This window comes from Mucilaginibacter sp. P4_C11 (assembly GCF_056402115.1).
Window position 1 is genome coordinate 1 of sequence record NZ_JBFUIA010000050.1, and the last position, 26,198, is coordinate 26,198.

The 26,198-nt window shown below is 42.6% G+C and carries 14 protein-coding genes; 7 read left to right on the plus strand and 7 right to left on the minus strand.

Annotation, left to right across the window (positions count from 1 at the left end; translation table 11 throughout):
* Positions 1-338: 338 nt before the first annotated feature.
* From AC1DU2_RS28615 to AC1DU2_RS28640, 6 genes are all read left to right on the plus strand, one after another.
* Positions 339-1,016 (plus strand): ABC transporter ATP-binding protein, encoded by a 678-nt coding sequence (locus tag AC1DU2_RS28615; protein ID WP_147060076.1) that lies wholly within the window; start codon positions 339-341, stop codon positions 1,014-1,016.
* 13 nt (positions 1,017-1,029) lie between these two features.
* On the plus strand, positions 1,030-2,460 hold the full coding sequence (locus AC1DU2_RS28620; RefSeq protein ID WP_477388802.1) for a TolC family protein: 1,431 nt from the start codon (positions 1,030-1,032) through the stop codon (positions 2,458-2,460).
* 201 nt (positions 2,461-2,661) lie between these two features.
* Positions 2,662-3,252 (plus strand): porin family protein, encoded by a 591-nt coding sequence (locus AC1DU2_RS28625; protein ID WP_477388803.1) that lies wholly within the window; start codon positions 2,662-2,664, stop codon positions 3,250-3,252.
* A 219-nt stretch (positions 3,253-3,471) separates the two neighbouring features.
* Complete coding sequence (locus tag AC1DU2_RS28630; protein ID WP_477388805.1) at positions 3,472-5,277, plus strand: glycoside hydrolase family 9 protein; 1,806 nt, start codon at positions 3,472-3,474, stop codon at positions 5,275-5,277.
* 13 nt (positions 5,278-5,290) lie between these two features.
* Entirely contained in the window at positions 5,291-7,573 is a 2,283-nt protein-coding gene (locus AC1DU2_RS28635) for a glycoside hydrolase family 3 N-terminal domain-containing protein (protein WP_477388807.1), read from the plus strand.
* 192 nt (positions 7,574-7,765) lie between these two features.
* Entirely contained in the window at positions 7,766-8,800 is a 1,035-nt protein-coding gene (locus AC1DU2_RS28640; protein ID WP_477388809.1) for a glycoside hydrolase family 53 protein, read from the plus strand.
* A gap of 84 nt (positions 8,801-8,884) precedes the next feature.
* Here the strand turns inward: AC1DU2_RS28640 and AC1DU2_RS28645 are convergent, their stop codons facing one another.
* A complete protein-coding gene (locus tag AC1DU2_RS28645; RefSeq protein ID WP_477365155.1) occupies positions 8,885-10,573 on the minus strand; it encodes a gliding motility protein RemB in 1,689 nt (562 codons plus the stop codon).
* 201 nt (positions 10,574-10,774) lie between these two features.
* Here AC1DU2_RS28645 and AC1DU2_RS28650 point away from each other — a divergent pair, with 201 nt between their 5' ends.
* Entirely contained in the window at positions 10,775-13,801 is a 3,027-nt protein-coding gene (locus tag AC1DU2_RS28650) for a glycosyltransferase family 117 protein (RefSeq protein ID WP_477388811.1), read from the plus strand.
* Between the two features lie 226 nt (positions 13,802-14,027).
* Here AC1DU2_RS28650 and AC1DU2_RS28655 read toward each other — a convergent pair whose 3' ends face one another.
* The 6 genes from AC1DU2_RS28655 to ppk1 are packed head-to-tail and all read right to left on the minus strand — an operon-like array spanning position 14,028 to position 26,171.
* A complete protein-coding gene (locus AC1DU2_RS28655) occupies positions 14,028-16,619 on the minus strand; it encodes a BamA/TamA family outer membrane protein (protein ID WP_477388813.1) in 2,592 nt (863 codons plus the stop codon).
* 52 nt (positions 16,620-16,671) lie between these two features.
* Complete coding sequence (locus AC1DU2_RS28660) at positions 16,672-19,020, minus strand: GAF domain-containing protein (RefSeq protein ID WP_477388814.1); 2,349 nt, start codon at positions 19,018-19,020, stop codon at positions 16,672-16,674.
* Between the two features lie 20 nt (positions 19,021-19,040).
* The gene (locus tag AC1DU2_RS28665; RefSeq protein ID WP_477388815.1) at positions 19,041-22,643 is read right to left on the minus strand and encodes a BamA/TamA family outer membrane protein; all 3,603 of its coding nucleotides are present in this window, start codon (positions 22,641-22,643) and stop codon (positions 19,041-19,043) included.
* Positions 22,636-23,262, minus strand: a complete 627-nt coding sequence (locus tag AC1DU2_RS28670) for a phosphatase PAP2 family protein (protein ID WP_477365171.1) — start codon at positions 23,260-23,262, stop codon at positions 22,636-22,638. The genes AC1DU2_RS28665 and AC1DU2_RS28670 overlap by 8 nt, the downstream gene beginning before the upstream one ends.
* A 4-nt stretch (positions 23,263-23,266) precedes the next feature.
* Positions 23,267-24,139, minus strand: coding sequence for an SdiA-regulated domain-containing protein (locus tag AC1DU2_RS28675; RefSeq protein WP_477388817.1), 873 nt, complete (start codon positions 24,137-24,139; stop codon positions 23,267-23,269).
* A complete protein-coding gene (gene ppk1 / locus AC1DU2_RS28680) occupies positions 24,132-26,171 on the minus strand; it encodes a polyphosphate kinase 1 (protein ID WP_477388819.1) in 2,040 nt (679 codons plus the stop codon). The genes AC1DU2_RS28675 and ppk1 overlap by 8 nt, the downstream gene beginning before the upstream one ends.
* Between the last annotated feature and the right edge of the window lie 27 nt (positions 26,172-26,198).

Below are 26,198 nucleotides of genomic sequence, written 5' to 3' on the forward strand. Positions count from 1 at the left end.
ACCTTTCACCTTTCACCTTTCACCTTTCACCTTTCACCTTTCACCTTTCACCTTTCACCTTTCACCTTTCACCTTTCACCTTTCACCTTTCACCTTTCACCTTTCACCTTTCACCTTTCACCTTTCACCTTTCACCTTTCACCATTGTATCATTACCGTACGCCCCATGTTACATAAGCGTACAGTTATTATTTATTTGATTTTAATTAACTTACTGATAATTAGCTGTTTGAAAGTTTGGTATATTATTGATACCTGAATCATAAAATGATTATTATTATTGCTGTTAAGTAAAATTTAAATCACTAATTCACCAACTTATTAATTCACAACAAAAAATGTTATCACTTCAGCATATTTCAAAATACTACCAGGTAAGTGGACTAAAAAATTACGTGCTCAACGATCTGAGCCTTGAGGTTGACGAGGGCGAGTTTATTTCTATCATGGGGCCATCAGGATCTGGTAAATCAACGTTGCTTAATGTTATAGGTATGCTGGATGAGCCAACCGACGGCTATCACTATTTTGCAGGCCACGCTGTACACCAGCTTAAAGAAAAACAACGCTCGGCTTTGTATAAACAATACATTGGCTTTGTTTTCCAGGCTTATCACCTTATTGACGAGCTTACTGTGTATGAAAACATCGAAACTCCGCTAATTTACCAGGATTTTAAAAGCTCGGAACGTAAAGCCATGGTTGCAGATATACTGGATAAATTTAACATAGTTGGCAAAAAAGACCTTTTCCCGGCACAGTTATCGGGCGGTCAGCAGCAATTGGTAGGTATTGCCCGTGCGTTGATTGCCAAACCAAAATTGTTATTAGCCGATGAGCCAACAGGTAACCTTAACTCCAAACAAGGCGAAGAGATCATGGAGCTTTTTCGCAAGCTGAACAAAGAAGATAAAGTAACCATTATACAAGTAACCCACTCCGAAAAAAATGCCGAATACGGTACGCGCATCATTAACCTGCTCGACGGTAAAATAGCATCATCAAAACAACTCTGATCATCATATAGTAATGCGATATTTTAAATTTATATTTTTTGGTTTGATAGCACTGTCGGCAACACAGGTACAGGCGCAAACCGATTCTGTTCTATCTATCAGGCAATGTGTTGACATTGCGATAAAAAACAACCTCGACGTTAAAAAAAGTGAGCTTGATATGCAGCGGCTGGAAATCGGCTACAAACAAGCTAAAGAGTATTTGCTGCCTACCATTAGCGGCGATGTTAACCATAGCATAAATAATGGCCGCAGTTTAAATACTTACACCTACAGCTATGTAAACCAATCGCTTACGTCGGGTAATTATAGTTTAAATGGCAGCCTTACCTTGTTTAGCGGCCTTCAAAATTTAAACAATATCAAACAAACCTCGCTTTCATACCAGGCGGGTAAAATGGATTTTCAGCAGGCTAAAGACCAGATAACTATACAGGTTATAACAGCCTACTTATCTGTTTTGGATAATGCAGAATTATTAAACCAGGTAACCAATCAACTGGAAGTATCAAAGAAACAGGTTGAGCGCTTAACCATTTTAGAAAAAGAAGGCGCTAATAAGCTGCCTGGTGATTTGTACGATTTGAAAGGTACTTACGGTGATAACCAGCTGAATTTTGTTGCCGCAAAAAGTGCGTTGGAGGTTTCAAAACTTAGCCTGATGCAAATGTTAAACATTCCGTATAACAAAAACCTGAAGCTTGAACCATTGAGCGTGCAGGATGTATCAAGCAAAACGGATGCATCGTCAGAACAGGTGTACGATACAGCGCTGCAACAGCTGGCTTTCATTAAAGCAGCCGAATTGCGGAGCAGGAGCGCCGAAAAGGGTGTTAAAGTTACCCAGGGTGCGTTACTACCTACACTCTCACTGGGAGCTGGTATTTTTACCAACTACTCCAGCGCTGCCCAAAAATCAACTTTTATTGATTCGGCCGAAGTAAATACGGGTTCATATATTAAAGGGCCGGGCGGAAATCAGCCGGTGTATACCAAGGTGGCAAATAACAGTATTCAAAATATTGGTTATTATGATCAGTTTAAAAACAACTACAATACGCAAATAAGCCTGAGTTTACACATTCCGATATTAAACTATTTTCAAAACCGCAACAAAGTTTCGCTGGCAAAAATCAACTACCAGGAAGCAAAGTATGTCGAGAATAATGCTAAAATAGTTTTGAAACAAAGTGTTGAACAAGCCTATCTGAACATGACGCTGGCTTACGAAAGATATACCGTTTTACTTGAACAGGTTAAAGCGTACTCAGAATCATTCAGAATAGCCGAGATCCGTTTTAATGCCGGCGTATTAACGTCTGTTGAATTTGTATTGACAAAAAACAACCTCGACCGTACCAAGCTTGCAATGATAAACGCGCGGTACGACTGCTTTATCTACAACAAAATATTAGATTATTACCAGGGCAAATTAACGCTTTAAAAAAAACAGAAAAGTTTTAGGAATTGTAAAAAAGTTTTACATTTATCGCAGAAATTATTTCTGATATGTCCGGTTTATATTTTTGGCGCCAGGAAGCCCAATGATGTAAACCGGATTGCTATTTAAGGGCTTTGCTAAATTACCTTAGGCTACTTATAATATTTTTACATAAATTTATCGCCTAATCATAACCCTTTGAAAATGAAAAAAACATTCTTACTTACATTTAGTATCTGCCTGTTATCTATAGGCTTTGCATCTGCCCAGGTGATACCAAGCTTTTCATTTGGCGCTAAAGCCGGATTAAACTTTTCGGCATTTCCTGCAAACGGAAAATATGACAACAGCTCGCAAGCCGGTTATTTAGGTGGCGTTTGGGCACGGTTCGGCGCACTTGGCTTTAATTTCCAACCGGAATTATATGCCACAGCAAAAAACCTGACTATTAAGGACGATTTAGGAAATGAGAACAAAGCTAAGTTTACGAGTTTGGATGTGCCCTTGCTTATTGGTACAAAAATAGGTGCGTTCGGTTTAGGCGGACGTTTTTATGGAGGCCCTGTTCTTTCTTTTACTATTAACAAAGATCAAGGTATTGCCGATGCGACTAAACTAAACTATAAAGATGCTAACTACGGCATCCAGCTTGGCGCCGGTGTAGATATCAAAGATTTTTCGGTTGATTTAAGGTATGAAGGCGGTTTAAATAAAATCGGTTATGGCCCCGGTTATTCACATACCCGCGTTAGCATCTTTAGTCTTTCATTAGCTTATAAAATATTTTCGCTGTAAAAGGTTAAATCCTAAACGATATTATTACAAGGCTTGCCGTACCGTGGCAGGCCTTTTTTTATTCAAGTCTTACCGCTGGTTACTCAACATAAAAGTGTCTTTTTAGTATTATAATTTCAGGCTAATTGGCAATAATAGTATTATACTTATTGTAAGTTGTACACCTATATTTAAATTCCGGTTTTTATCCAATAAAAAACAGGTAAAGGGTGTAGCATAATGAGTATAAATTCAAATAAAGTTAAAGTTTTAGCAGGCAGATTAACAGGTATATTTTTATTGCTGTTGATTGTTCAATTAGGGGTTGCTCAAATTAAAGATACTTCGTCAAATCCAATCAGGTTAAACCAAATTGGCTTTTATCCAAATGGCCCCAAAAAGGCAATAGTTTTAAGCGGCGATGGCCGTTCATTTACCATCCGCGCGTTAAATAAACGTACTGTATTCAGGGGTATTTTAACACCGTCTGTAAACCCGTCGTTCGCGGGCAAAACCACATATATAGCAGATTTTAGCAGTTTTAATAAACCGGGCGAGTACGTGTTGACTGTAACCGGCGCAGGAAATTCTTATCCATTTAAAATAACAGGTAATGTTCACCAAAACGTAGCTAAAGGGGTTATCAAAGCCTATTACTTTATGCGGGCATCAACTGCGCTGCCGGTAAAGTATGCCGGTAAATGGAGCAGGGCAGAAGGGCATCCTGATGATAAGGTATTGGTGCATCCTTCCGCCGCAAGCGATAAACGGCCGGCCGGTACCATTATCTCATCGCCCCGTGGTTGGTACGATGCCGGCGACTATAACAAATACGTGGTAAACAGCGGCATCAGCACAGGTACCTTACTTTCGTTATACGAGGATTATCCTGCCTACATGAAAACCGTTAAGCTTAATATACCCGAAAGCGGTAATGGCGTGCCCGACCTGCTGAACGAGGTGCTCTGGAACCTGCGGTGGATGCTTACCATGCAGGATCCTAACGATGGCGGTGTGTATCATAAATTAACCAACGCAGTATTTGATAAGTTTGAAATGCCGGATAAAGATCCCACGCCCCGGTATGTAGTACAAAAAGGTACGGCCGCAGCTCTTGATTTTGCCGCGGTTATGGCACAGGCCTCAAGAATTTTTAAGCGATTTCCGCAACAAACACCAGGCCTGGCCGATTCATGCCTCATCGCAGCAAAAAAAGCCTGGCAATGGGCCGCTAATAATCCAAATGTTGCTTACCGGCAGGATGAGAATAATAAAAAGTTTAGTCCGGCTGTAACCACCGGCGGTTATGGCGATAACAATTTTACCGATGAATTTATCTGGGCAGCATCCGAATTGTTTGTTAGCACCCGTGATGCTGGTTTCCTGAAAAATATCAGCCTGTTGCCCGATGATAAAATGCCTGTACCGGCCTGGGGYCAGGTGAAGCTACTGGGCTATTATACGCTGCTTAAAAACAACGCAGCCATTCCTGAATTGCCCGAGATTAAAAAAAGATTAATAAACACCGCCGACGGGTTGATCAAAGGTGTGGATGACAATGCTTACCAAACCTCGATGACACTATCTGCCCGGCATTTTGGCTGGGGCAGCAACTCAGATGCGGCCAACCAGGGGGTTTTACTATTACAGGCTTACCGGTTATCGCACGATAAAAAGTACCTGGATAACGCGCTGACCGACCTGGATTATCTGCTGGGAAGAAACGCTACAGGATACTCGTACGTAACAGGTTATGGCACTAAAACGCCTATGCACCCGCATCACCGCCCATCTGCAAGCGATGGGGTAACTGACCCGATACCTGGATTGTTGGTGGGCGGGCCAAACCCCGGCATGCAGGATGGTATCAAAGTGCCATCTAAAGTGCCCGACGAAGCTTACATCGACGATACCCAGGCCTATGCAGCCAATGAAGTTACCATAAATTGGAATGCCCCAATGGCATACCTTGCTAACGCGATAGAAGCTTTGCAAAGTCAGCTAAGCGTAAAAACGAAATCAACTAACTCGAAACCTCTCAAATAAAATCAATCAACAAATGCGAAAAATTTACATAACGGCAGCAAGTTTACTTTTGCTCAATGTAATGTCACCGGCAGTACAGGCTCAAAAAAAGCCGGTGGTGAGTGCTATCGATGCAAAGGTAAATGCCCTGATAGCTAAAATGACATTGGAAGAAAAAGTAGGTCAGATGACCGAAGTTACCTCCGATGTGGTGTCAAAAACAAATGTGGCCGATCATCAGCTAGATGCCGATAAGCTAAAAGAAGCCATCATGAAATATCATGTAGGCTCTATCCTTAATGTAAGCGGGCATGCCTACAGCCGCGAGCATTGGTATGATGTAATATCGACCATCCAAAAAGCCGCCGACCAGGACCGTTTAAAAATTCCGGTTATTTATGGTATAGATGCCATACATGGTGTAACTTATACCGTAGGCAGCACGCTGTTTCCGCAGGAAATTGCTGTGGCGGCCACATTTAACCGCGATATTGCCCATAAAGCAGGTGAAATTACTGCCTATGAAACCCGTGCCAGCTATATTCCATGGAATTATTCGCCGGTGCTCGATTTGGGAAAATCGGCCCTTTGGCCACGCATTTATGAAACCTTTGGCGAAGATCCGTACCTGGTGAAAACCATGGGCGCAGCTATCATAAAAGGCTACCAGGGTAATGATGTAGGCGATAAATACCATGTAGCCGCCTGTATGAAGCATTACCTGGGCTATAGCTTTCCGTTAAGCGGTAAAGACCGTACCCCGGCCTGGATCCCTGACCGTTATATGCGCGAATACTTTTTGCCTTCGTTTGCTGAAGCCGTAAAGGCCGGTGCCAAAACATTAATGATCAACTCGGGCGAAATTAATGGGGTACCCGTACATGCCAGCAAATATTTGTTGACCGATGTATTGCGCGGCGAACTGCATTTTGATGGCATAGCCGTTACAGACTGGCGCGATATTCAATACCTGCATGATCGTCATCATATAGCTGCCACCCAAAAGGATGCAGTGATGATTGCGGTTAACGCCGGTGTTGATATGAGCATGGTACCTTACGATTATACTTTTTTTACTTACCTGGTTGAGCTGGTTAAGGAAGGCAAGGTGTCCATGGCCCGTATTAACGAAGCTGTACACCGTATTTTGAAAGTTAAGTACGAACTGGGCTTATTTGAACGCCCGGTTGGCAATCCTGCTGATTATCCGAAATTCGGATCGGAAGAGTACCGTATGGCAAGCGTGCAGGCTGCAAATGAGGCCATCACATTGCTTAAAAACAACAGCAACGTGCTGCCACTTAAAAAAAGCATGAAGGTACTGGTAACCGGCCCTACGGCCAATACTATGCGTTCGTTAGACGGGGGATGGAGCTATACCTGGCAAGGTGATGAATCGGATAAGTTTGCCGCTAATAAAAACACCATATTGGAAGCTATTCAGCAAAAAATAGGAAAAAACAACGTTAGCTATGAAGCTGGTGCTGCTTTCGACAGCCTGCAAAACATCGACGAAGCTGTTAATGCCGCTAAAAAAGCCGATGTGGTGGTACTTTGCCTTGGCGAATTATCCTATACCGAAAACGTAGGTAATATCGAAGACCTGAATCTTCCTCCTGCTCAAATTCAACTGGCACAGGCCTTGGCAAAAACAGGGAAACCAGTAATATTGGTATTGGCCGAGGGCCGCCCAAGGATTGTTACTGATGCCGAGAAACTTTCGGCAGCTACGCTGATGGCTTATTTACCGGGTAATGAAGGCGGCGATGCTATCGCAAGCATTTTATTTGGCGATGTGAACCCATCGGGTAAATTGCCGATAACCTATCCGCGTTTCCCTAACGCTTTAAATAACTATTACCGTAAAAACCTTGAAAACGGCAACCCTGATGATAAACATGGTTACAATCCATTATACGAGTTCGGCACAGGTTTAAGCTATACCACATTCAGTTACAATAACCTGCATATCAGCAAGCCTGAGCTAAAGGATAACGAAACCTTAACGGTTACGGTTGATGTTAAAAACACCGGGCAGGTTGAGGGTAAAGAATCGGTGCTGTTGTACACCAGCCAGCAATATGCCAGCATTGCTCCGGATACCAAACGTTTAAGGGCGTACGATAAAATCTCGTTAAAACCAGGCGAAACAAAAACGGTATCATTTAAAATAACCCCGAAAGACCTCGCCTTTGTAAACGATATAAGCAAAACCGTAACCGAAGCAGGGGAGTTTAAGATCATGGTAGGCGATCAAACACAAAGTTTTAACTATGTATCTGCGGCTACGGTTCCATCGAGAACAGGTAGACTATAATTTGAACTGAAAGCAGAAGGCTTAATGCCCAAAACCAGGAAATAACGTTACCGAAGCAGATATTGAGAATTAGCGTGAGCCGAATTTTCAATATCTGCTTTCTGTTTTTGATGCCTGTTAAAAGCTTTCCGCCTCAGGCTTTCAGCTTTTAGCATTACATTTGTTTGCCGATTATTAATAATTATAACTAAGATGAAGAAGATTTTGTGCTCTGGTATTTTGCTGTTAAGCTTCCTTAATTTTTCGTGCTCAAAAGGTAAAACCGATAAAACGCCAGATCCTGTTGTTGATCCGCCGGTTACCATCGTGAAGGGTGCTGATGTTAGCTGGGTTACCGAAATGGAAGCCAAGGGTATCAAGTTTTACGACAAATCGGGCGCGCAGCAGGATTTGTTTGCACTGTTAAAAAGCCTCGGATTTAATGCCATAAGGCTACGTGCCTGGGTTAACCCAACAAATGGCTACTGCAACACTGCCGACGTGGTGGCTAAAGCGCTGCGTGCCAAAGCCCAGGGTTTTAATATTATGATTGATTTTCATTACAGCGATACCTGGGCCGATCCGGGTAAACAGGCCAAGCCAGCCGCCTGGGCCGCACCCGATTTTGCCACTTTGACCACCACGGTGCACGATTATACCAAAAGTGTGATGAATACCTTAAAAGATAATGGTATAACCCCGATATGGGTACAGGTTGGTAACGAAACTAACGATGGCATGCTTTGGGAAGATGGCCGCGCCTCAAAAAACATGGCCAATTTTGCAGCCCTAATCAAAAGCTGTTATGCTGCAGTTAAAGAAGTGAGCCCAACAAGCCAGGTAATTGTACACATCTCCAACGGTTATGATAACGGTCTTTTTCGCTGGATGTTTGATGGGTTGAAAGCCAACGGAGCCCAGTGGGATATCATTGGCATGTCCTTATACCCATCCAAAACAAACTGGGCCGATTTGGATTCGCAATGTTTAACCAACATGAACGATATGGTTTCCAGGTATTCAACCCCGGTTATGGTGGTTGAGGTAGGGATGGAAGCTGGCGCACCGACAGAATCTAAAGCTTTCCTTTTGGATATTATCAGCAAAGTAAAAGCTGTAAATGGCAGCAACGGCAAAGGCGTTTTTTATTGGGAACCCGAAGCCTATAACAGCTGGCAGGGTTATGGTTTAGGAGCTTTTGACGCCTCCGGAAAACCTACTGTGGCGCTGGACGCATTTGCCAATTAAAAGGCACAAAAAAACGCAATATAATTAAGCATCGCGTTTTTAATAATCTTAAAATATCAATTTTGTAAAATCTCCGGGGTGTGATTAAAAATCATGATATAGATTTCTGAACGAGCTTCTCAGTCCAAAGGTAAGCATCGTTGTTTTGTTATCTGCTTTAGCACTTTTTTCCTGGCGGTATAAACCGCTTAATTCAAAACGGAGGTTATATTTAGGGTTAATCAAAAATGAAATGGTGCCTTCGGCATAGTAAAGCTGGGTGCTTAGTCCCTGGCCAACGGTTGTGGTGGTAGTTGCCGTTGGTACAAATGGTTTATTCACAATTTTGCCATTGTTGCCGGCGGCGAGCGAATCGGTACCGTACTTGGCGTAATTTACCTGCCCTTGCAGATCAATCCTACCAAAAGAGTAGTTTAGGATGCCCAGGGCTTCCCTGAAATTTGCACCATAAGGATGTGCTAACGGATCGCCATAAAAATTGTAGCTGCTTATGGTGTTGGCACTTTGATAAGTATACGGTTTAACTGTATTAAATTCAAAGAGGTAGTTAAAGTGCTTAACAGCAAAAAGATCGGCTCCGCGGATACCCACCTGAACACCATTGGTATTATCTGCATTATTACCCGAGAAAAAACTACCAGCTTTAAACCTATCCAGCAATAACTGGGCGTACAATGCGGTTTTATCAAGGATTTTGTATTTGGCTGTAAACCCAACCAAAGTATTGTCTTTTGGTTGCTGAGATGGCCCCAATGAACTGGAGAAGAAAATTGGATTTATCATGTTGGCATCAAAGCCGCGCCTGTTGCCGGTTGCATCTGCTTCCGGAGAAATAAGAGCGTTAAAGAAACCAAACGAAACCCGGTTACTCACGTTCCAATCGATGTAATGAAAAAATGCCCATTTGCGGCGGTTGCTTCCAAACGTATCGAATTTTTTTTCTTTCACGTCTTCAATATAAGCCCAGGTAGCCATATACTGTACATGTTTACCAAGATTAGCCGTTACCCTTAACAAGGGCATATTGGCGGCATAATCTGATAACAACAACGACCGGTAACCATCCCCGATAAACATTTTATCCTCGCCCAGGGTAACGTTCACGTTTTTTGTAACATTATAAGATATGATTGCTGTTACATACGACCAATCTGCCGAGTTTTTGGCTATGCCCTTGTAATTCCTTAAATAAGCCTGGCCTGGTATAAATTGATTGGCATTTACAACAGTATTATAATACGTGGGGAATTTGGCAGCATTTTCAAAACCGCTGGTGTAAAAAGAAAAGTTTTTGCCAACAGTACCGCCAAACTGGTAGCCCCGGGTATTTAAATAATTACTTGAATTTACCGTTAAATTTGCGAATTGCCCTTGCGACGAAAATGTTTGAGCCGGACCGCCGCTTTTTGCGTTAAAATCCTTACTTACGTCTAAATCAAGAATAATATCCCCGTAAAAAGTATAGTTAGGCCTGTTAACTTCAAAAAGGTGTTCATTTAATAGTTTGCGTGTAAACCAGCTTTTACGGTCGGGATTTACGCCAACATTCATCACCGAATCATAACTATGCTGGATAAGGCTATCTATCAAAAATGGGCGTAACGAACTGTGGAATGCAGTTTTAGTTGAATAAATATCGGCGTTGAATTTTTGGTACAACTGGTAGGAGTTTGGCAGATAAGTTGACTGCGCCTTAACTCCTTGAACCGAAACCAGGATGACTCCGGCTAACAAAAATAATTTTATGGATAAAAATGGGTAGATTTTTTGCATCGCAACAAAATAAGTATTATTTATGGTAAGATAAAAATTTTCATTGGTAATAGATTTGCAGAACGTGTTTTGATGTGTGAATATGGCTGTTCTAAAAAGTTAATAAATGTTAAATTTGGCACAGGCAAACTGTTTTTTTTAATTACCATTTAAAAATAGTGATATTTGCCCGCGCGATAAAAATCCTTACTATTTATATAAATGCAGTACAAAAAAATCAATAATCTTTTAGGCTGGCTTTGCTTTGTTATAGCTTCAATTACCTACATTTTAACATTAGAACCGTCAGTTAGTTTTTGGGATTGCGGTGAATTTATTTCATGCGCCTACCGGTTGCAGGTAGCTCACCAACCGGGGTACCCTGTTTTTGCCATGTTGGGCAAGCTATTTTCATTGCTTTCCTTCGGTAATAATGCTAAGGTGCCTTATTATACAAACATGGGTTCGGCTATTGCAAGCGGGGCTACCATAATGTTTTTATTTTGGACAATTACTGCATTAGCCAAAAAATTATTACTCAACAAACGCGAAGATGAGGTTAGCCAAACAAACCTGATATTGATTATGGGTGCCGGCCTGGTTGGCGCATTGGCGTTCACATATACCGATACTTTCTGGTTCTCGGCTGTCGAAACCATAGTGTTTGCTTTATCGTCACTATGTACAGCCATTGTATTTTGGGCCATTTTAAAATGGGACGCCCACGCCGATGAAAAAGGCGCCGATAAATGGCTGGTTTTTATTGCCTATGTTATAGGTTTATCAATAGGTATCCACCTGCTTAATTTATTAACCATACCAGCTTTGGCTATTGTTTATTTCTTCCGCAGGAGTAAAAATATCAACGTGGGCAATGGTATATTGGCATTTTTGGCCGGGATAGTTATCCTGGGCCTGGTACAGTATGGCGTTAGGGGATACACCATTAAGTTTGCTGCTTATTTTGACCTTTTCTTTGTAAATAGCCTGGGAATGGGCTTTGGCAGCGGGGCTTTCTTTTTTATGCTAATTATAGTGGCCGCGCTTGTATTGGGTATTATATATAGTATCCGTGCAAAAAAGCCAACGCTTAACCTGGCATTGTTATGCCTGGCGTTCATTTATTTTGGTTATGGCTCATTTGCCTATATTCCTATCAGGGCAACCGCAAACCCCGATTTAAATAACTCGCACCCAGATAATGCATTTACCCTTTATGGTTATTTAAACCGCATTCAGTACGGCGAAAATCCTTTATTGGTTGGACAATACTATGATGCCCAGGTTACCGAGCAAAAGGAGGGAAGTATCATTTATCGTAAGGGAAATACTAAATATGAGAATGCTGGTAAAAAAATTGAAACGGTATATGATCATACCACAATTTTGCCGCGCATGTACAGTACCGACCCGCAGGATGTACAGTTTTATAAAGAGTGGCTACGCATCCCTGAAGGACAGGCGCCAAACTTTGCAAACAACTTAAGCTGGATGTTTACCTGGCAAATGTACCAGATGTACTGGCGTTATTTTTTATGGAATTTTGTTGGCCGCTACAATGATGCCGATGGGCAACAAAGTATGGTAGCCATTGATGGTAACTGGACAACCGGGATATTTGATGGCGGCAGGCATCTACCAAAGTCAGTTACAAGTGCTGTAACCTATACGCCATTATATGCTTTACCGCTCATTATCGGTTTAATTGGGGCTGCTTATCATTTTAACCGTAAAAAGAAAGATGCGCTGGTAGTGTTGTTACTTTTCTTCTTTACAGGGCTGGCTATCGTGTTATATGTTAATCAAGCCAATGTACAGCCGCGCGAGCGTGATTACTCCTACGTTGGCTCCTTTTATGCGTTTGCCATTTGGATAGGCTTAGGCGTTATAGCTATTGCCGAAAGCGCCCGTAAGTTTATTGACGGTAGAACCGCCGCTTTAGCATCAACAGCTATATGTTTATTGGCTGCGCCTGTTTTGCTGGCCAGCAAAGAGTGGGGCAATCATGATCGCTCAACAAAAATGACTCCGCATGATATGGCTTATAACTACCTGATATCGTGCCCTAAAGATGCCATCTTATTTACCTATGGCGATAATGATACCTACTCGTTATGGTATGATCAGGAAGTTGAAGGCATCAGGCCCGATGTACGCATCGTGAACCTGAGTTTATTTACCGGCGACTGGTACATCCGCCAGATGCAGAAAAAAATGAATGAATCGGATCCTTTGCCTATTACCATGCCTTATGATAAATATAAGGAGGGTGTACGCGATGCCATTTATTTTAACGACAAGAAATTGGACGGTCCGCAGGAAGTAAAAGAAGTTTTTGACTTTATAACATCTGATGATAAAGCTACACAAGTTGAATACCAAAGCGGCGATTTTGGAAATTACCTGCCTACCAAAAACCTAAAACTAACCATAAACCCAGACCAGGTAGTAAAAATGGGCGTGGTAACGCCAGATCAAAAAAGCAGGCTTGCAAGCATAATGGATTGGAAATTTCCGCCAAATTATGTAACTAAAGAGAACCTGGCCATATTAGATATACTTGCACATAATAACTGGAAAAGGCCTATTTGCTTTACTACAACCATCGGCAATGAAAACCTGATTGGTTTGCAGCCATATTTGTATAAAGAGGGTTTTACATACCATTTAATACCTTTCCAAAAAGATACAACGGTACATGATCAGTTGAGTAAAACCAACACCATGGTGATGTACAATAATGTGATGACCAAGTTTAAATTCGGCAACTTTAAAACGGCTAAATATCTTGATCACGAATCAACATCTATGTTTTACCCGGTAATGACCACTACTTTTACCGACTTGATTCAAAACCTGATGAAGGAAGGACATAATGACCTGGCTTTGAAAGTACTGCACAAATACGACCAGGAAATGCCCGATATCAACCCTTACATTGATATAGCCGGCCGTAAAATATTTTTAATACAGATGGCATTTCAATTAAATGATGTAGTGTTGGGTACCAAAATGGCAAACCATCTTGATGAGTACGTAACCGATCAACTTGATTATAATTATCATTTGCTAACTACAAACGATAACACCTTGAGCAAGCGTGATATACAAATTGGTTTGCAGATACTAAATGGAATGACCGACTTTGTAAAAGAAAACAATCAGCCGGCGTTATTTAAGAAATTCGATGGGCAGTTAAAGGATTACGTTAAAAAGTTTGCACCATTATTGAATGACGGGCAACAGTAGTAGCCCCCTCTAAATCTCCCCCGGGCGGGGGAGACTTTTGATTTGTATGGCATAAAAGGAAATTTTTTAAAAGGAAATTTCCTTTTATGCTTTTATAGGGAGCTTTTTTTACGTTTATTGTTTTTATAGATTGATTGTTTTGCGTGTAGTTGACCAAACCAACCAAAGCTCAACCAATAAACGGCCATCAATATTGGGCTATCAAATAACAAGAAAATCAGTAAGCTTAAAACCGCAACCCAATAGTGATATAAGGCAACGATCCCTCTTTTGAAAAGCCCATCACCGCCTCAATTAATATCAGCTGTGCGGGGATAATATAAAAGCCGCCGCCATAGCCATCATGCCACTGATCTGATTTTTCGCCGGGTACCCAAACGCGGCCTACATCGTTAAAGCCGATAATACCCAGGGATCCGGGTAGGAGGTATGACGTAAAATCCAACAGTTTAAGGCGTAATTCCAGATTGTTATAGGCAATAGTTTTGCCGGTAAACCTGTTGGTGTGGAAACCACGGAAATTTTGCGCACCGCCAAGTTTCATCAGCTGAAAATACGTGGCATCACCAACCGTAGTGCCAAGGCCGGTTCTGTTGGCTATCACCAATATTGAATCCTGGTCGGGATTGAGGTAAAAGCTAAACTCCGACAGGATTTGCCCGTAGGTGTTGTGGCTGTTTTTGCTCAAGCCGGTGTAGCCACCAATGGTAGTATTCCATAAAATTCCTTTTGTTGGGATGGTTGCCTTGTTACGGGTATCCAACCGGGCGTTGGCCAAAACGCCGGTGTAGAATTTTGTACCAAATACATTTTGATCGGGATTGGCCTGGTTGTATCCATTTAAAAAACGACTGGTATTGTTTGAAGCACTGCTGTTATAATATTGCCCGGCTATGCCCTCACTAAACTGCCAGTTATTATTGGTTTGACTAAGGGATACATTGGCAGTAACAAAATCGTAACGGTTACGATAATAGCTAATTTCCTTATCGCCCTCGTTTTCAAAAACGGTATTGTTGCCTATGCCAAAAAAGTTACTAAGGTTGTGCGGGCCCAAGGATTTGATATTAATACCCAGGTCATTATTACCTATAGCCTTCTTCCAATCGGCCATGTAGGTGAGCATGAATGATTGCCTGCCCAGGTTATAATTCACCAGGAATTCATCGCGGAAAGCATAAGGTTCTTTTCTGAAGCCATGCTTTTCCCAGGATAAACCGGCTATCAATGAAATTCCTAAATCCGGGCTATAATTGGCCAGTATGATGGGCTCAAACCTGTCAAATTTAAAACTCTTTTTATCGTACTGATTTACTGATGTATCTGTTGACGTACGAATCTTCGTGTCGGCAGATGATGGTAACTTATTCTGCTGATCGGATCTATCGTACACATACAAACTGTTTCTGTTGTGCAGGTTTTTGTCTATGTAAAAACTATCTACCCCATCACCGCCAACCATCCGCACTTTTATAGGCGATGGATTGCTACCGGTAACTACAAACTGATCGTCGCCGGCAAAACCGTATAACCTTACCTCTTCGGTTACACCCGGTTTAAAGGTGCGTTTGTAGGTTATTTTATCAACACTTCCATCTTTTTTGATCTTATTAACGGTAACCGTAAGGTTGCCTCCGGCTTCATTACTAATGGTAAACTTATCAGTTTTATCACTTGCGGGTATCTCTACCTGTTTTGCTATAAAACGATAATATTCCGTGGCCTGCTTATTCAATATGTTCCTGCGGGCAATCATTTTGCTGATAATTTCCACTCCCGAAAGTTTGAAAATGGTATCGGGCATCCGTTTAACCGCACTTTTTATCAGGTTATCGGTTAACGTATTTTGCACAAAAGCTATCTGTTCTTTCCAATCCTCTTCGCTTAGGTCATTCAGGAAATAACGGTCAAAATACCGGGCGTTAAAATTCCAGCCGTTGATGTCCCTTATTTCGCCACTGTAACCCTGGAACTTTGATTTGAGCCATTGGTGCGCCACTATCCAGGGAAAAAGTCCCGAAGTTTTGTAATACACCTGGTCGCGGTCACGTGGTACGGGTTCATAGGTGGCTCCCTTTTCGCCTTCCAGTTTTTCCCAGCGCCATTGGTCTTCGTGCCTGTCCCAATCGCCCAGCAGCATATCCAGCAGGCGGGCGCGCAGTACGGTTTTTTCATCAACCCGGTTATCGTTGTCGTCTTGTAGCTTACGCTGCACTTTATCGGTGTTGTCGGTTTTTTCGGCATCCAACGGTTCGCGCTCTTCAAACAAGAAAACCTGGTTGGCAAAATCCTTGCGGTAATCGCCCAGGCCCGGATCATCGGGTACGTAAACAATTTCGGGGTTAGAGTGGGGGATGCCCAACGCTACAGCCAATGGCTGCACGGTTAAAGCGGAGAAAGGATGCGCGGCAGATACCTGGTCTTGCAGGATATCCTTGGCTACAGTTGGCCGCAAGCTTGGCGGCAACCCTTTTTCGGGGTATTTCTGGATGGTTCTTAATACCCATTGCTGCCCCGTAGGGTCTTGCAGGCGTAACGATTTGGTTTGCTGCCCGCCACCTTTTTGCAAAATTCTTAAGCCGCCTTTCTCAGTCTGGATATGAAAAATGCGCAGTTTTACCGGGGCAGCCCACAACTTACGGTAATTTTCGCCAAGGAAAAAACGATGGGTGCCGCTCACGTTGTTGTATCCGGGCTCAATAGCCAGCTTAATGCTATCGCCTGGGGCTTGGGCAAAAGCACGCATTGCACCTACTGTTGCTAATATCAGCAACAATAAACTCTTGGCCGGCCTGTTTTTTAGGTATGTATTTTTCAAGGTGATAAGCTAATAACGCATAATACACAATAGTTTAATACCCCTTTTTGTTTTATGATTTAAAATCATAATTCACCCCAACCCTCAAGGCCTTTAGCCCGGTAACACCCTGCAATTCCTCCAGGTCAAGGTATTCAAGATCATTATTTAAGATATGCGAATCTTGTAGGTATTTAATGTATTCCTGGTATTCTGTTGCTTCGTTGGCATTAAAATATACCATAGCTATTTTGCCCGGCTGGGTAAGGCGTTCAACAGTTCCGGCTATCAATACTTTATCAATACGCTTTTTAACTACCTCGTACCTGATGTTGTAAGCGCCTTCTACATCAAAACGACGTTCGTCATTCCTGAAACTGATCTGTATCGGGTTTGAGTGGATAAAAATCAGCTGGGTTGTTTGCAGTGGATGCGAAATCTGGTCGATTAAAGAGCTGGTAATCCTTGCTATTTCGGCCATCGATCTTAATTGCCACAGGCGGATATTTTTTAAATAGAGCAAATCAAAAACCCGGCTGGGGGCAATGGCCTGCCCTATGTAAATATCATATTCGACACCATCCGTCCTGAATTTTTCGAAATAACAGGGATATGATTCCTGTACTTCATCCTGCGCCACCTCCAGGTAATGATTGATGCTGTTGTTGATAAGCTGCATGGAATTTTCCAGGTTACGCCTGTTGGCAAAAGAAAGGCCTGTATCTTCAGATAATGCGGCAAAATATTTATCTATTACCGGTTTTTCGTCGGGATAATTCTGCCTGAAATGTTCCAGGAATGGATTTAGCTCATCTTTTACAAAGCCATCCAGCGTAAGCTCGTCGTTTGTGGTAATAAAACCGCTAACTTTTTGCAGCCACTCATCGCATTTAAATACCAGGTTATCAATAAGGCGCAGGTGAATGTGTTTTTTTAAAGTGGTAAGGGTTTCCATAACCAGTGTAAGGAATGCCTTTAAATCATCCTGTAAAGCGGTGTTACGTTCAATGGTAGAGTTGCGGATGTCTATTGCCCCAAATAGGGGATATACGTTATCAAACACAACAGTTTCTATTTCCTGGTTCTTACGCCTTTTATTGCCGCTTTTAAGATATTCCCATGCCACCTCATTGAATTTCCACTGAACTGATGGCTGTAACGAGGTGAATTTATCTTTAATTATCCGTTCAATACGATCGTTAAACTGATCGATGCTGTTTTGGAGTAATTGGGCTATCAGCGGCATAGCGGTTTGCAGTTTCGACAGCAGCTTTTCGTAAAATGCTATTTCCTTATAAGCGTATACTTCAAGGATACCTACATTTTTGTTATTGTAGTAAACCGGGAAAATACCGTACGATTTAACACCGGATTGCTTTAACACTTTTAAAAAAGGAAACTTTATGGTCTTTTCGTCGTTGATGACATTAAAAAATATGGGCTTGGGGTTTTGGTTATAGTCATCGGCAATGGCCACAAAAGTTTCCTCGGCCATGCTGTATTTTTTTGCCGATGACATAAGCACACTTTGCGAACACTCATCGGTATCAAATATCGGCCGGTTATTTACTGTTAAAAAAGGCATTAGGCCAAATTCAATGGCGGGGTCTTCGGATAGGGTTTTTAATGAGTTAATGATGTGCTCATATTGCTCGGTTTCGTTACTGGAGTGGTTAACCAGCTCGTTCCGGATGCTTTCCATCGCATGGGGCAAGGTAACATCAGTTAAAGTTATTACCGAAAATCCTTCGAATTTAAAATTGGAGAGTGGTAAAATGCGTTCAAGTACATCTATACCTTCAAAATCATTAAGGTAAGGCTCAATCGCTTCAAAGCTTAATACAGGCAATTCTCCCTTTGATACAACCTTAACAAATTGCGGATTGGTAAAAATGTTGTAGTAACGCGTAAGTTTGGTATCGGGATCTACATAGCTGTACAACAACTCGTTCCTGAGAATTGTGCTGAAGCCGTACATACGTTCCAGTATCAGGTTGTAAATAAAACGTTTCTGGCGCTGGGCAAATAAGTCCTGGTCGGCCATGTTAACCGCATACAGCCCGGAGTGGTGACTGGAATGAAATTCAAAAAATGCCTCTGTACTGAAAAATATCTTTTCAGGCACCGGGGTGCTCAGTGCCCAAAAAAACTCTTTTTCGTTTAAAATGGGTGGCGTAAGTATACTGTAAATCAGTTCCAGCGTACCCCTGTACATTTCGGCATAATCGGGGTTCACCTCCAAATCAATACACAGGTCTGTTTCAAACTTATTGAGTACGTATTTATAAAACTCCGATTTAAGGGTCTTTTCTGTTTTTACACGCTCCTTTAAATGCGCTACAAAAGGATCAAACGTAAGGCAGGTTTCTACCTGGCAAACATTGCAATCATTTTTACTTATGTTGAGTACTTCGGTGTGCATTTTTTATAAATTACCTTAGTTTAAAACCTGAAGGCCGTTGATAAATAAGGATACCAACCTTCTTCAGAATGCCCGGCCACAATTTTTATAACCGCTAATTTGGCAGGGGCAATATATAGGCCGGCGCCGGTGCCATTGTGCCATTTATCAGAATGTTCGCCATTTTCCCAAACGCGGCCAATGTCATAAAAACCTACTAAACCAGCCTGCCCGGGTACAATATAACTTGCAAAATCAAACAATTTTAAGCGCAGTTCCAAATTGTTATAAAAACTATATTGACCGGCAAAGCGGTAAAGCCTGTAACCTAACAAGTTATCCTGCCCGCCTAAAAATAACGATTGATAAAAGGCAGTTTTACCAATGGTAACGCCTCCGCCTATTCGTTCGGCCAGCACAATAGTACCGTTGGTATTTAAGCTTTTATATAATGCCGCCTGCGGTATCAGTTGTATGAACGAGTTTGAATTACTATTTAATCCCGTGTACCCCTGCAATTTAACATTTACATAGCTTCCCCAGGCAGGTAGCACCTTATTGTTACGCAAATCGTTGGTAAAGTTAAAAATTGCGCCGGCAAAAAGTTTTCGCTGATCAAATGTATAACTATCTGTACTATTGGTGAGTAACGGGTTTGTAATTAAACGACCTGTATTGTCAGCAGCATTTAAATTATAATACTGCAGTGATGGCCCAATGGTTACCGTGGTGCCCCCAGCGCTATGCCAGGTTAGGGCAGGATCGAACTGAACGGTAGTGAACCGGGTCCGGTAAAACTTTTTGTAATTCCCGGTTTGATCAAATACTGTTTCGTTACCCCGGCCAAAAAAGTTAATATTCTCCGGCGAATTGGCCTGGAATTGCAATAACAGGTTAGCGTTGCCAATAGCTTTTATCCACTCGCCGCTGTAACTGGCCCTGAAGGCTTTTGTTGAAAATGAGTGGCTCAAAAACACCTGCTGTACATCGTTATACGGGAATTTACGAAAACTATCCTGATGTGTATACTTAAAACCAAGTCCCAATAAAAAACCTTCATCGGGGTTTATCTCGATATTGGCGATAGGCATGGTAACGTTTGACAGGTTTACTGCCATGTACGAAATATTGGCGCTATCGGCCGAGAAATACTTGCGCACCCTGGTACTATCACCTGTTAATTTCAGCGTACCGGGGTCATAAATCTGCACTTTGTTTTTTGAACGTACAATGTTATAGTCCTTTGCATCAACACTATCAACAAACCGGAGCTTTATGGGCGATGTGGCGTTATTTAAAACAACTTTATCGGCCCCGGCACCCAGGTAAATCCTGATCTCTTTGGTAATATCGGGCATAAAATTGATGTTCATCAACGTATCCCGCACTTTACCGCCACTGCTGATTTTGTTGATGGTTATATTTAATCCATCACCAGGGATATCTTTAATGTTAAAGAGCTCATTTTTTTTTGACGTATGGATCTCAACAATTTTATTGCTGATCTTATAAAATTCCTCCATAGCGGCCGGGATATTTGCCCGGCGTTCCTTTAGTTGTTTCAATAACACATCATGCCTTAATTTATAGGCAGATGCTGGTAACCGGCGCAAGCCGGCTTCTAAAACCTCGTCAGTTTCGGCAGCCACAAATTCATTAACAATGCGTGTCCAATCTGCGTGATTGTATTTCATCCCCGGAAACAAATCGGCAAACATGCTACTCCATAACGAGTAGTATATGCTTTTGATTTTTCCGCCAAAGCCCTGCAGGTCGGGTTCTGCCCATTCCCTTGATGCGATGTATGGAATAATGCCCTGGTTGGTGTAAAGTGCCTGGTCGCGGTCGCGGGGGACGCCGGTATAATAAATACCTTTGTCGGTTTTAGTGCCTTGCCAGCGCCATTGGTCGCCCCGGCGGTCCCAATCGCCAATCAATAAATCAAGCAGGCGGCCGCGTAAAAATGTTTCGGCATCTATCCTGTTATCGTTATCCTTTAACATGGTGGCCACCATTTTGAGCGAATTATCTGATTTACCGGTAGGCTCCCGCTCTTCAATAAGCACTGCTTTGTTATCAAATACTTTGTTAAACTTGCCCAGCTTTTCATCAGGCGACATTACGCCGATTTGCGGGTTGGTATGCGGCACATGCACGGCATCGGCCAGCGGGGGCACTATCAATGCGGAAAACGGGTGCTGGGCACTCATGGCATCGTTTACCCAATCCCGTGCAAACGTTTCCTGGAACTCGGGAGGTAATAATTTTTCCGGGCTTTTTTCAACGCTGCGGATAACCCATTCCTTGCCGGTTTTGTCAATTAAACGCAACGAGTGTGTTTGAAAACCACCACCCAGTTTCTCGGGCGTTAGTCCTCCCTGAAAAGTGGCGATATTGATAACCGGCAGTTTGGTATCAGCGGCCCATTCCTTACGATAGTTTTCGCCAAAGAATAAACGATGGAATTTACCTACGCTATCATATGATGGATGCACTTTTATCACCAGGCTATCGGCAGTAATTACTTTCAGCTGGTTTGCTACTAATGGTTTAACCGGCGTGTAAGGCTGGGTGTAAACAAACGCTTGTTTTACCCCGCTTTCACCATCAATATAGTAAGTAAACCGCATGCTGTTATCAGCGAGAATATCGGCTATTACATAGCCCTGGGTAGCATCAGCAAACAGGGAGTTTTTGCCCTTTATTGCATAGGTATGCTTGGCGCCTGCGCCGCTTACCACCTGTAGCTGATCGTCTTTTATAAACTGCAGACCATGCTCATGCCCCGCCACGTGGATTACATTGGGGAAGTCATTAAATACGCCATCAATCCGTTTCATCATGTCCTTATATAAAGGGTGGTTTAGGTCCTCGGGGTTTGGAAATGACGATCGCAAAAAGGGATACAGCGAACCTAACACAGGCAGCGGAATAAGCAGGTTGCTGTTTACAGCCGTCAGCGGGAAAATGTGATCCTTTAGCGAAAAATAGCCGCCATGAGTGCCATAACTTTGAAACGGATGGTGCGATGACAGCAGGATAACCTTGTTGCGGTTCCGGCTCAGGATTTGTTCAAATTTGTCAATAATGTCCTCTTTGGTTTTACAATCGCACTCGGCGGCATCATTGGCTTTGCTGTACTGGTATAGCCACCATTCGCTGTCAAAAGCTATAACTGTCAGGTTATCCCCCAGGTTTATTTCAACCGGGTCCGGGCAGCCGTTGGCAGGCACCATTTTTAACAGGCTATCCTGCTGTTCTTCTAAAAATGCCCATTCCCTTTTTATTTTGGCCAGGCCCTGCGGCCCCATTTTATCCCAATCGTGGTTGCCGGGTAAAAAATAAACGGGTGCGCCATTGGCCCGCATAGGCTGGTATTGTGATTGAAGTATCTGCTGGGTTTGCTTCTCTTCGGGGCTGCCGGGCAAGCCCATTCCCCTGGGGTAAATATTATCGCCAAGGTACATCACAATCGTTTTGTTTTTGATGATGTTGGCTGCAGCGTGCTTCAAAACGGCGCTTTGCTGTATGTCCATTTCGCCTGCATCGCCTATAAGTATCACCCGGTATTTTACCGAATCCTGGGCCAGTAAATTGAAGCCGGCCGCCAGTATTATCAATAGCAGAAGTAATTTTTTAATCATGCCCTTCATGAATTACAGTATGCTTTTTAAATAGTTTTTGGTTAAGCCAATGGCCCGCATATGCAGTGCCGATACCCACGGCGGCACCTGCAAGCACATCAGATGGATAATGCTTCCCCAGGTACAGGCGCGAATATCCGACAGACGAAGCCCACAAATATGCAGGCACGGTTACATACCACTTATGATATTGTATGGATATGGTAGCTGCTGTAGCAAAGGCAAGACTGCTATGGCCCGACGGAAATGATTGCCCGTGCGTGGGCGAAGTCACAAATACATCATTGGGGTATCTATCTGCAGGCCGCGTGCGGTTTACGCTCATTTTAACAACGTAAGTAAACAATTCGGTAGCGCCCAAATTAATCACGGCCTCTAAACCATTTTGTTTTGCGGTTTGATTGCCGCTTGCCAGTCCATATATCAACGTACCGAAAGAAGCCGCACCCGCTACGTAGTAGGCCGATGTACTGGTGGTACGCCAATAGCCAGACGTTGGGTTTTGTGGATTGACACTTTTTAAAATATCGATATCTGCATTTTGAGCGTAGCAGAACTGAAAACCTATCAGGTTAATTAATGTAGATAATACAAACAGTAGTTTTTTTCCCTTGGTCATCAGTTTATTTGGTATAACTAAATTTTAAAATATTACCTGCGCTTGTCTTACTGCCTTCGTTTGAGATATAAAGATTGTATTGATTATCAAATGCAATCCCTTCGGGCTGGTTAAAAATGGCAGGGTCTAAACTGTAAACCGCTTTTACCTTCCAATTGCTATCGGCAACCACCAGCATTTTGTTAACTGATGATAAAATATACCATTCGTTGGTTTTGCTGTTTTGAGTTAATGCTGATGGATGGAAATTGATCTTCTTTTTATCGGTTATCTTTTCAATAGCTTTTACATCTACGCTAAAACTCCCGCTTTGCTTAAGTGTGCCATCGGCCTGTAAGGCCAAAATATAGCCGCTGCTGCTTTTGGTGGTATTGTCGTCGGTGCAATGCTTACATAATAGATATATCAGCCCGTTTTTTTCATCAGCATGCATCCCTTCATATTCGCCATCGGGTAATAACCCTTCTAACTTTTGCACATCCGGAATTTCCTTATTCCGTACCTGGCTAAACGGGAACGTAAACAGTACCCCATCGCTACGCAGCATAATTACCTGGTTATGGCAAATAGCGATATCTTCATAATCGCCCTTTTTACCAAATTTGCTATAGCCAACCTGCTTATCGCCCAGTTTCATGTAATAAATGTTCCCGTCTTCGTCCTGTTCGGCATAAACCGAATCGCGTTTGCCGTTGTTAAAGGCTATACCAGATACTTCAAGCAGGCCATGGGGCATATAATATTTGATAGGTTTATTGAGGTTGTATCCAGTGGGGCTATCGTAGCCTTGTGTGCCTGTTTTGTTGGCACAGGAGATGCTTAGCAACATACCTGCTACAATAACACCCATCAATGTGTTGCGCATATCCTTAATCATTAAGCTTCGATTTTAAAAATTCATAAATTGCCTTTTGCGATTGCACTAAAGGTGGTACCGGCTGTATATTGATGTTTTGCAACTCATTGTTAAGCCTAACGGCCTGTACGTTATCATTAAGCTGAAGGTTTATCAACTGCAAAACTTCGGCTTTTATATGGTCATCATAAACCGGGAAACAAACCTCAACCCGCCTGTAAATATTCCGGTTCATCCAATCGGCCGAGCCAAGAAAAACCTTTTTGTCGCCGTTATTGTGGAAGATGAAAATCCGGCCATGTTCCAGGTTGCGGTCTACAATGCGCCTTATAGTGATGTTTTCGCTCATTCCTTGCACACCGGGTATCAGGCAGCAAATGCTGCGCACTATCAGCGATATTTTAACTCCCGCCTGCGAGGCTTTATAAAGTTTGGCTATTAGCGTTCGCTCTTCCAGGTTGTTTAATTTGATAGTGATGGATGCCGGCAGCCCTTGTTTGGCGTTGGTAATTTCCTGGTCAATCAACGCCAAAAAGCGGTCCTGCAAATTAAACTGGGCTACCAGCAGGTGCTTAAAATCAATAGGGTATCCATCTGCCGATTTTTTACCCTTTGCCAAAAACATGAACAACAATTCCATTTCCCGCAGTAACAAGGAATTGGCTGTCATCATGATATGATCGGTATAAAATGCGGCCGTGCTTTCGTTAAAATTGCCGGTAGCAAGCAGTCCCGAATATTTGTCGCGGCCATCAACCTGTCTTTTTACCAATGCAATTTTGGCGTGTACTTTTAATGCGGTATTGCTGTAAATAATATCCACACCGGCGGCTTTCATTTTTTTTGCCCATTTAATATTGTTGGCCTCATCAAACCGGGCTTTTAGCTCGACCATAACGCGCACCTTTTTGCCATTGTTAGCCGCGCTTATTAAAGCATTTACAATGCGCGAATCGCTGGCCACCCTATAAAGGGTAACAGAGATTTCCCTGACCGAAATATCGGTAGCAGCTTCATTAAAAAAACGAAGAATTGTATTGTACGATTGATAGGGCGTATGAAAAATATAATCCCGCGTTTCAATATGGTCAAACAACGATCCTGCATCGCTCACATGGTAGCCCACCAAAGGAGCCCAGCGTGTGTAACGTAACGATGGATTATTAACCGGTAAGCCCGATAAGTCTTTAAGGTTGTGGTACATGCCACCTTCCACCACGCTTGAACTTTGCAGGTTAAATTTATCGGTTATAAAATGCAGGGTGCGTAAGGGCACGCCAGGCTGGTGCAAAAAGCGGGTGGCAATACCCAGGTCGCGTTTTAGCAATTGTTTTTCAACCTGTTCAGATAAGTCGCCCTGGTACTCATCATCCAGGTCAAGTTCGGCATCGCGGGTTATTTTAATGCTGTAACAACCTGTAAGCACCTCGTTTTTGAATAATTTATCCAGGTTATGCCTGATTATATCATCCAAAAAAACAATGTATTGCCCATCATCTGTATTAACGCTGTAAAACCGAGGCAGCTGGTTTGATGGAATGTTAAGGATTACATTGCGCTCGGTTTTGTTTTCAGCTTGCAGGCTTACCAAAAAGTACAACCGGTTATTTTCGGGGAAAAAATTCTTTTTGGTATCAGCCAGGTCTATCGGTTGCAAAAAAGCCATAACCTGGCTGTAAAAATAGTCACTTACCTTATCCGCAATTTCATTGGGTATCGGTTGGTTAAAAAGCAGGGTAATTTTTTGGACTTTTAATAAAGGGATAATCTCAGCGGTAAAAACCTGTCCGAATTTTTGTTGCTGATGGCCTATCAGTTCCTGGGCTTCCAGCAATACATCCTCTTTTTCGCTGTTGCCGTGTTTGGCCAGGTTATGCAGGGCGAGTAGTACGGGCATCCGCACCCGGTAAAACTCGTCTAAATTGGACGAAAATATCGAGAGAAAATTTACCCTTTCCATCAATGGCAAGGTTTCTTTTCCGGCCTCCATCAAAATCCGTTCGTTGAAAAGCAGCCAGCTTAAATCCCTGTCAAAAAATGAGTAATGATCCATAGGTAGAGATATTTTGTAGCGATTTGG

Bases quoted from the DNA above. Each gene is read 5' to 3' on its own strand.
- AC1DU2_RS28615 (WP_147060076.1), top strand. From the start codon at position 339: ATGTTATCACTTCAGCATATTTCAAAATACTACCAGGTAAGTGGACTA.
- AC1DU2_RS28620 (WP_477388802.1), top strand. From the start codon at position 1,030: ATGCGATATTTTAAATTTATATTTTTTGGTTTGATAGCACTGTCGGCA.
- AC1DU2_RS28625 (WP_477388803.1), top strand. From the start codon at position 2,662: ATGAAAAAAACATTCTTACTTACATTTAGTATCTGCCTGTTATCTATA.
- AC1DU2_RS28635 (WP_477388807.1), top strand. From the start codon at position 5,291: ATGCGAAAAATTTACATAACGGCAGCAAGTTTACTTTTGCTCAATGTA.
- AC1DU2_RS28640 (WP_477388809.1), top strand. From the start codon at position 7,766: ATGAAGAAGATTTTGTGCTCTGGTATTTTGCTGTTAAGCTTCCTTAAT.
- AC1DU2_RS28645 (WP_477365155.1), bottom strand. From the start codon at position 10,573: ATGCAAAAAATCTACCCATTTTTATCCATAAAATTATTTTTGTTAGCC.
- AC1DU2_RS28650 (WP_477388811.1), top strand. From the start codon at position 10,775: ATGCAGTACAAAAAAATCAATAATCTTTTAGGCTGGCTTTGCTTTGTT.
- AC1DU2_RS28660 (WP_477388814.1), bottom strand. From the start codon at position 19,020: ATGCACACCGAAGTACTCAACATAAGTAAAAATGATTGCAATGTTTGC.
- AC1DU2_RS28665 (WP_477388815.1), bottom strand. From the start codon at position 22,643: ATGATTAAAAAATTACTTCTGCTATTGATAATACTGGCGGCCGGCTTC.
- AC1DU2_RS28670 (WP_477365171.1), bottom strand. From the start codon at position 23,262: ATGACCAAGGGAAAAAAACTACTGTTTGTATTATCTACATTAATTAAC.
- AC1DU2_RS28675 (WP_477388817.1), bottom strand. From the start codon at position 24,139: ATGATTAAGGATATGCGCAACACATTGATGGGTGTTATTGTAGCAGGT.
- ppk1 (WP_477388819.1), bottom strand. From the start codon at position 26,171: ATGGATCATTACTCATTTTTTGACAGGGATTTAAGCTGGCTGCTTTTC.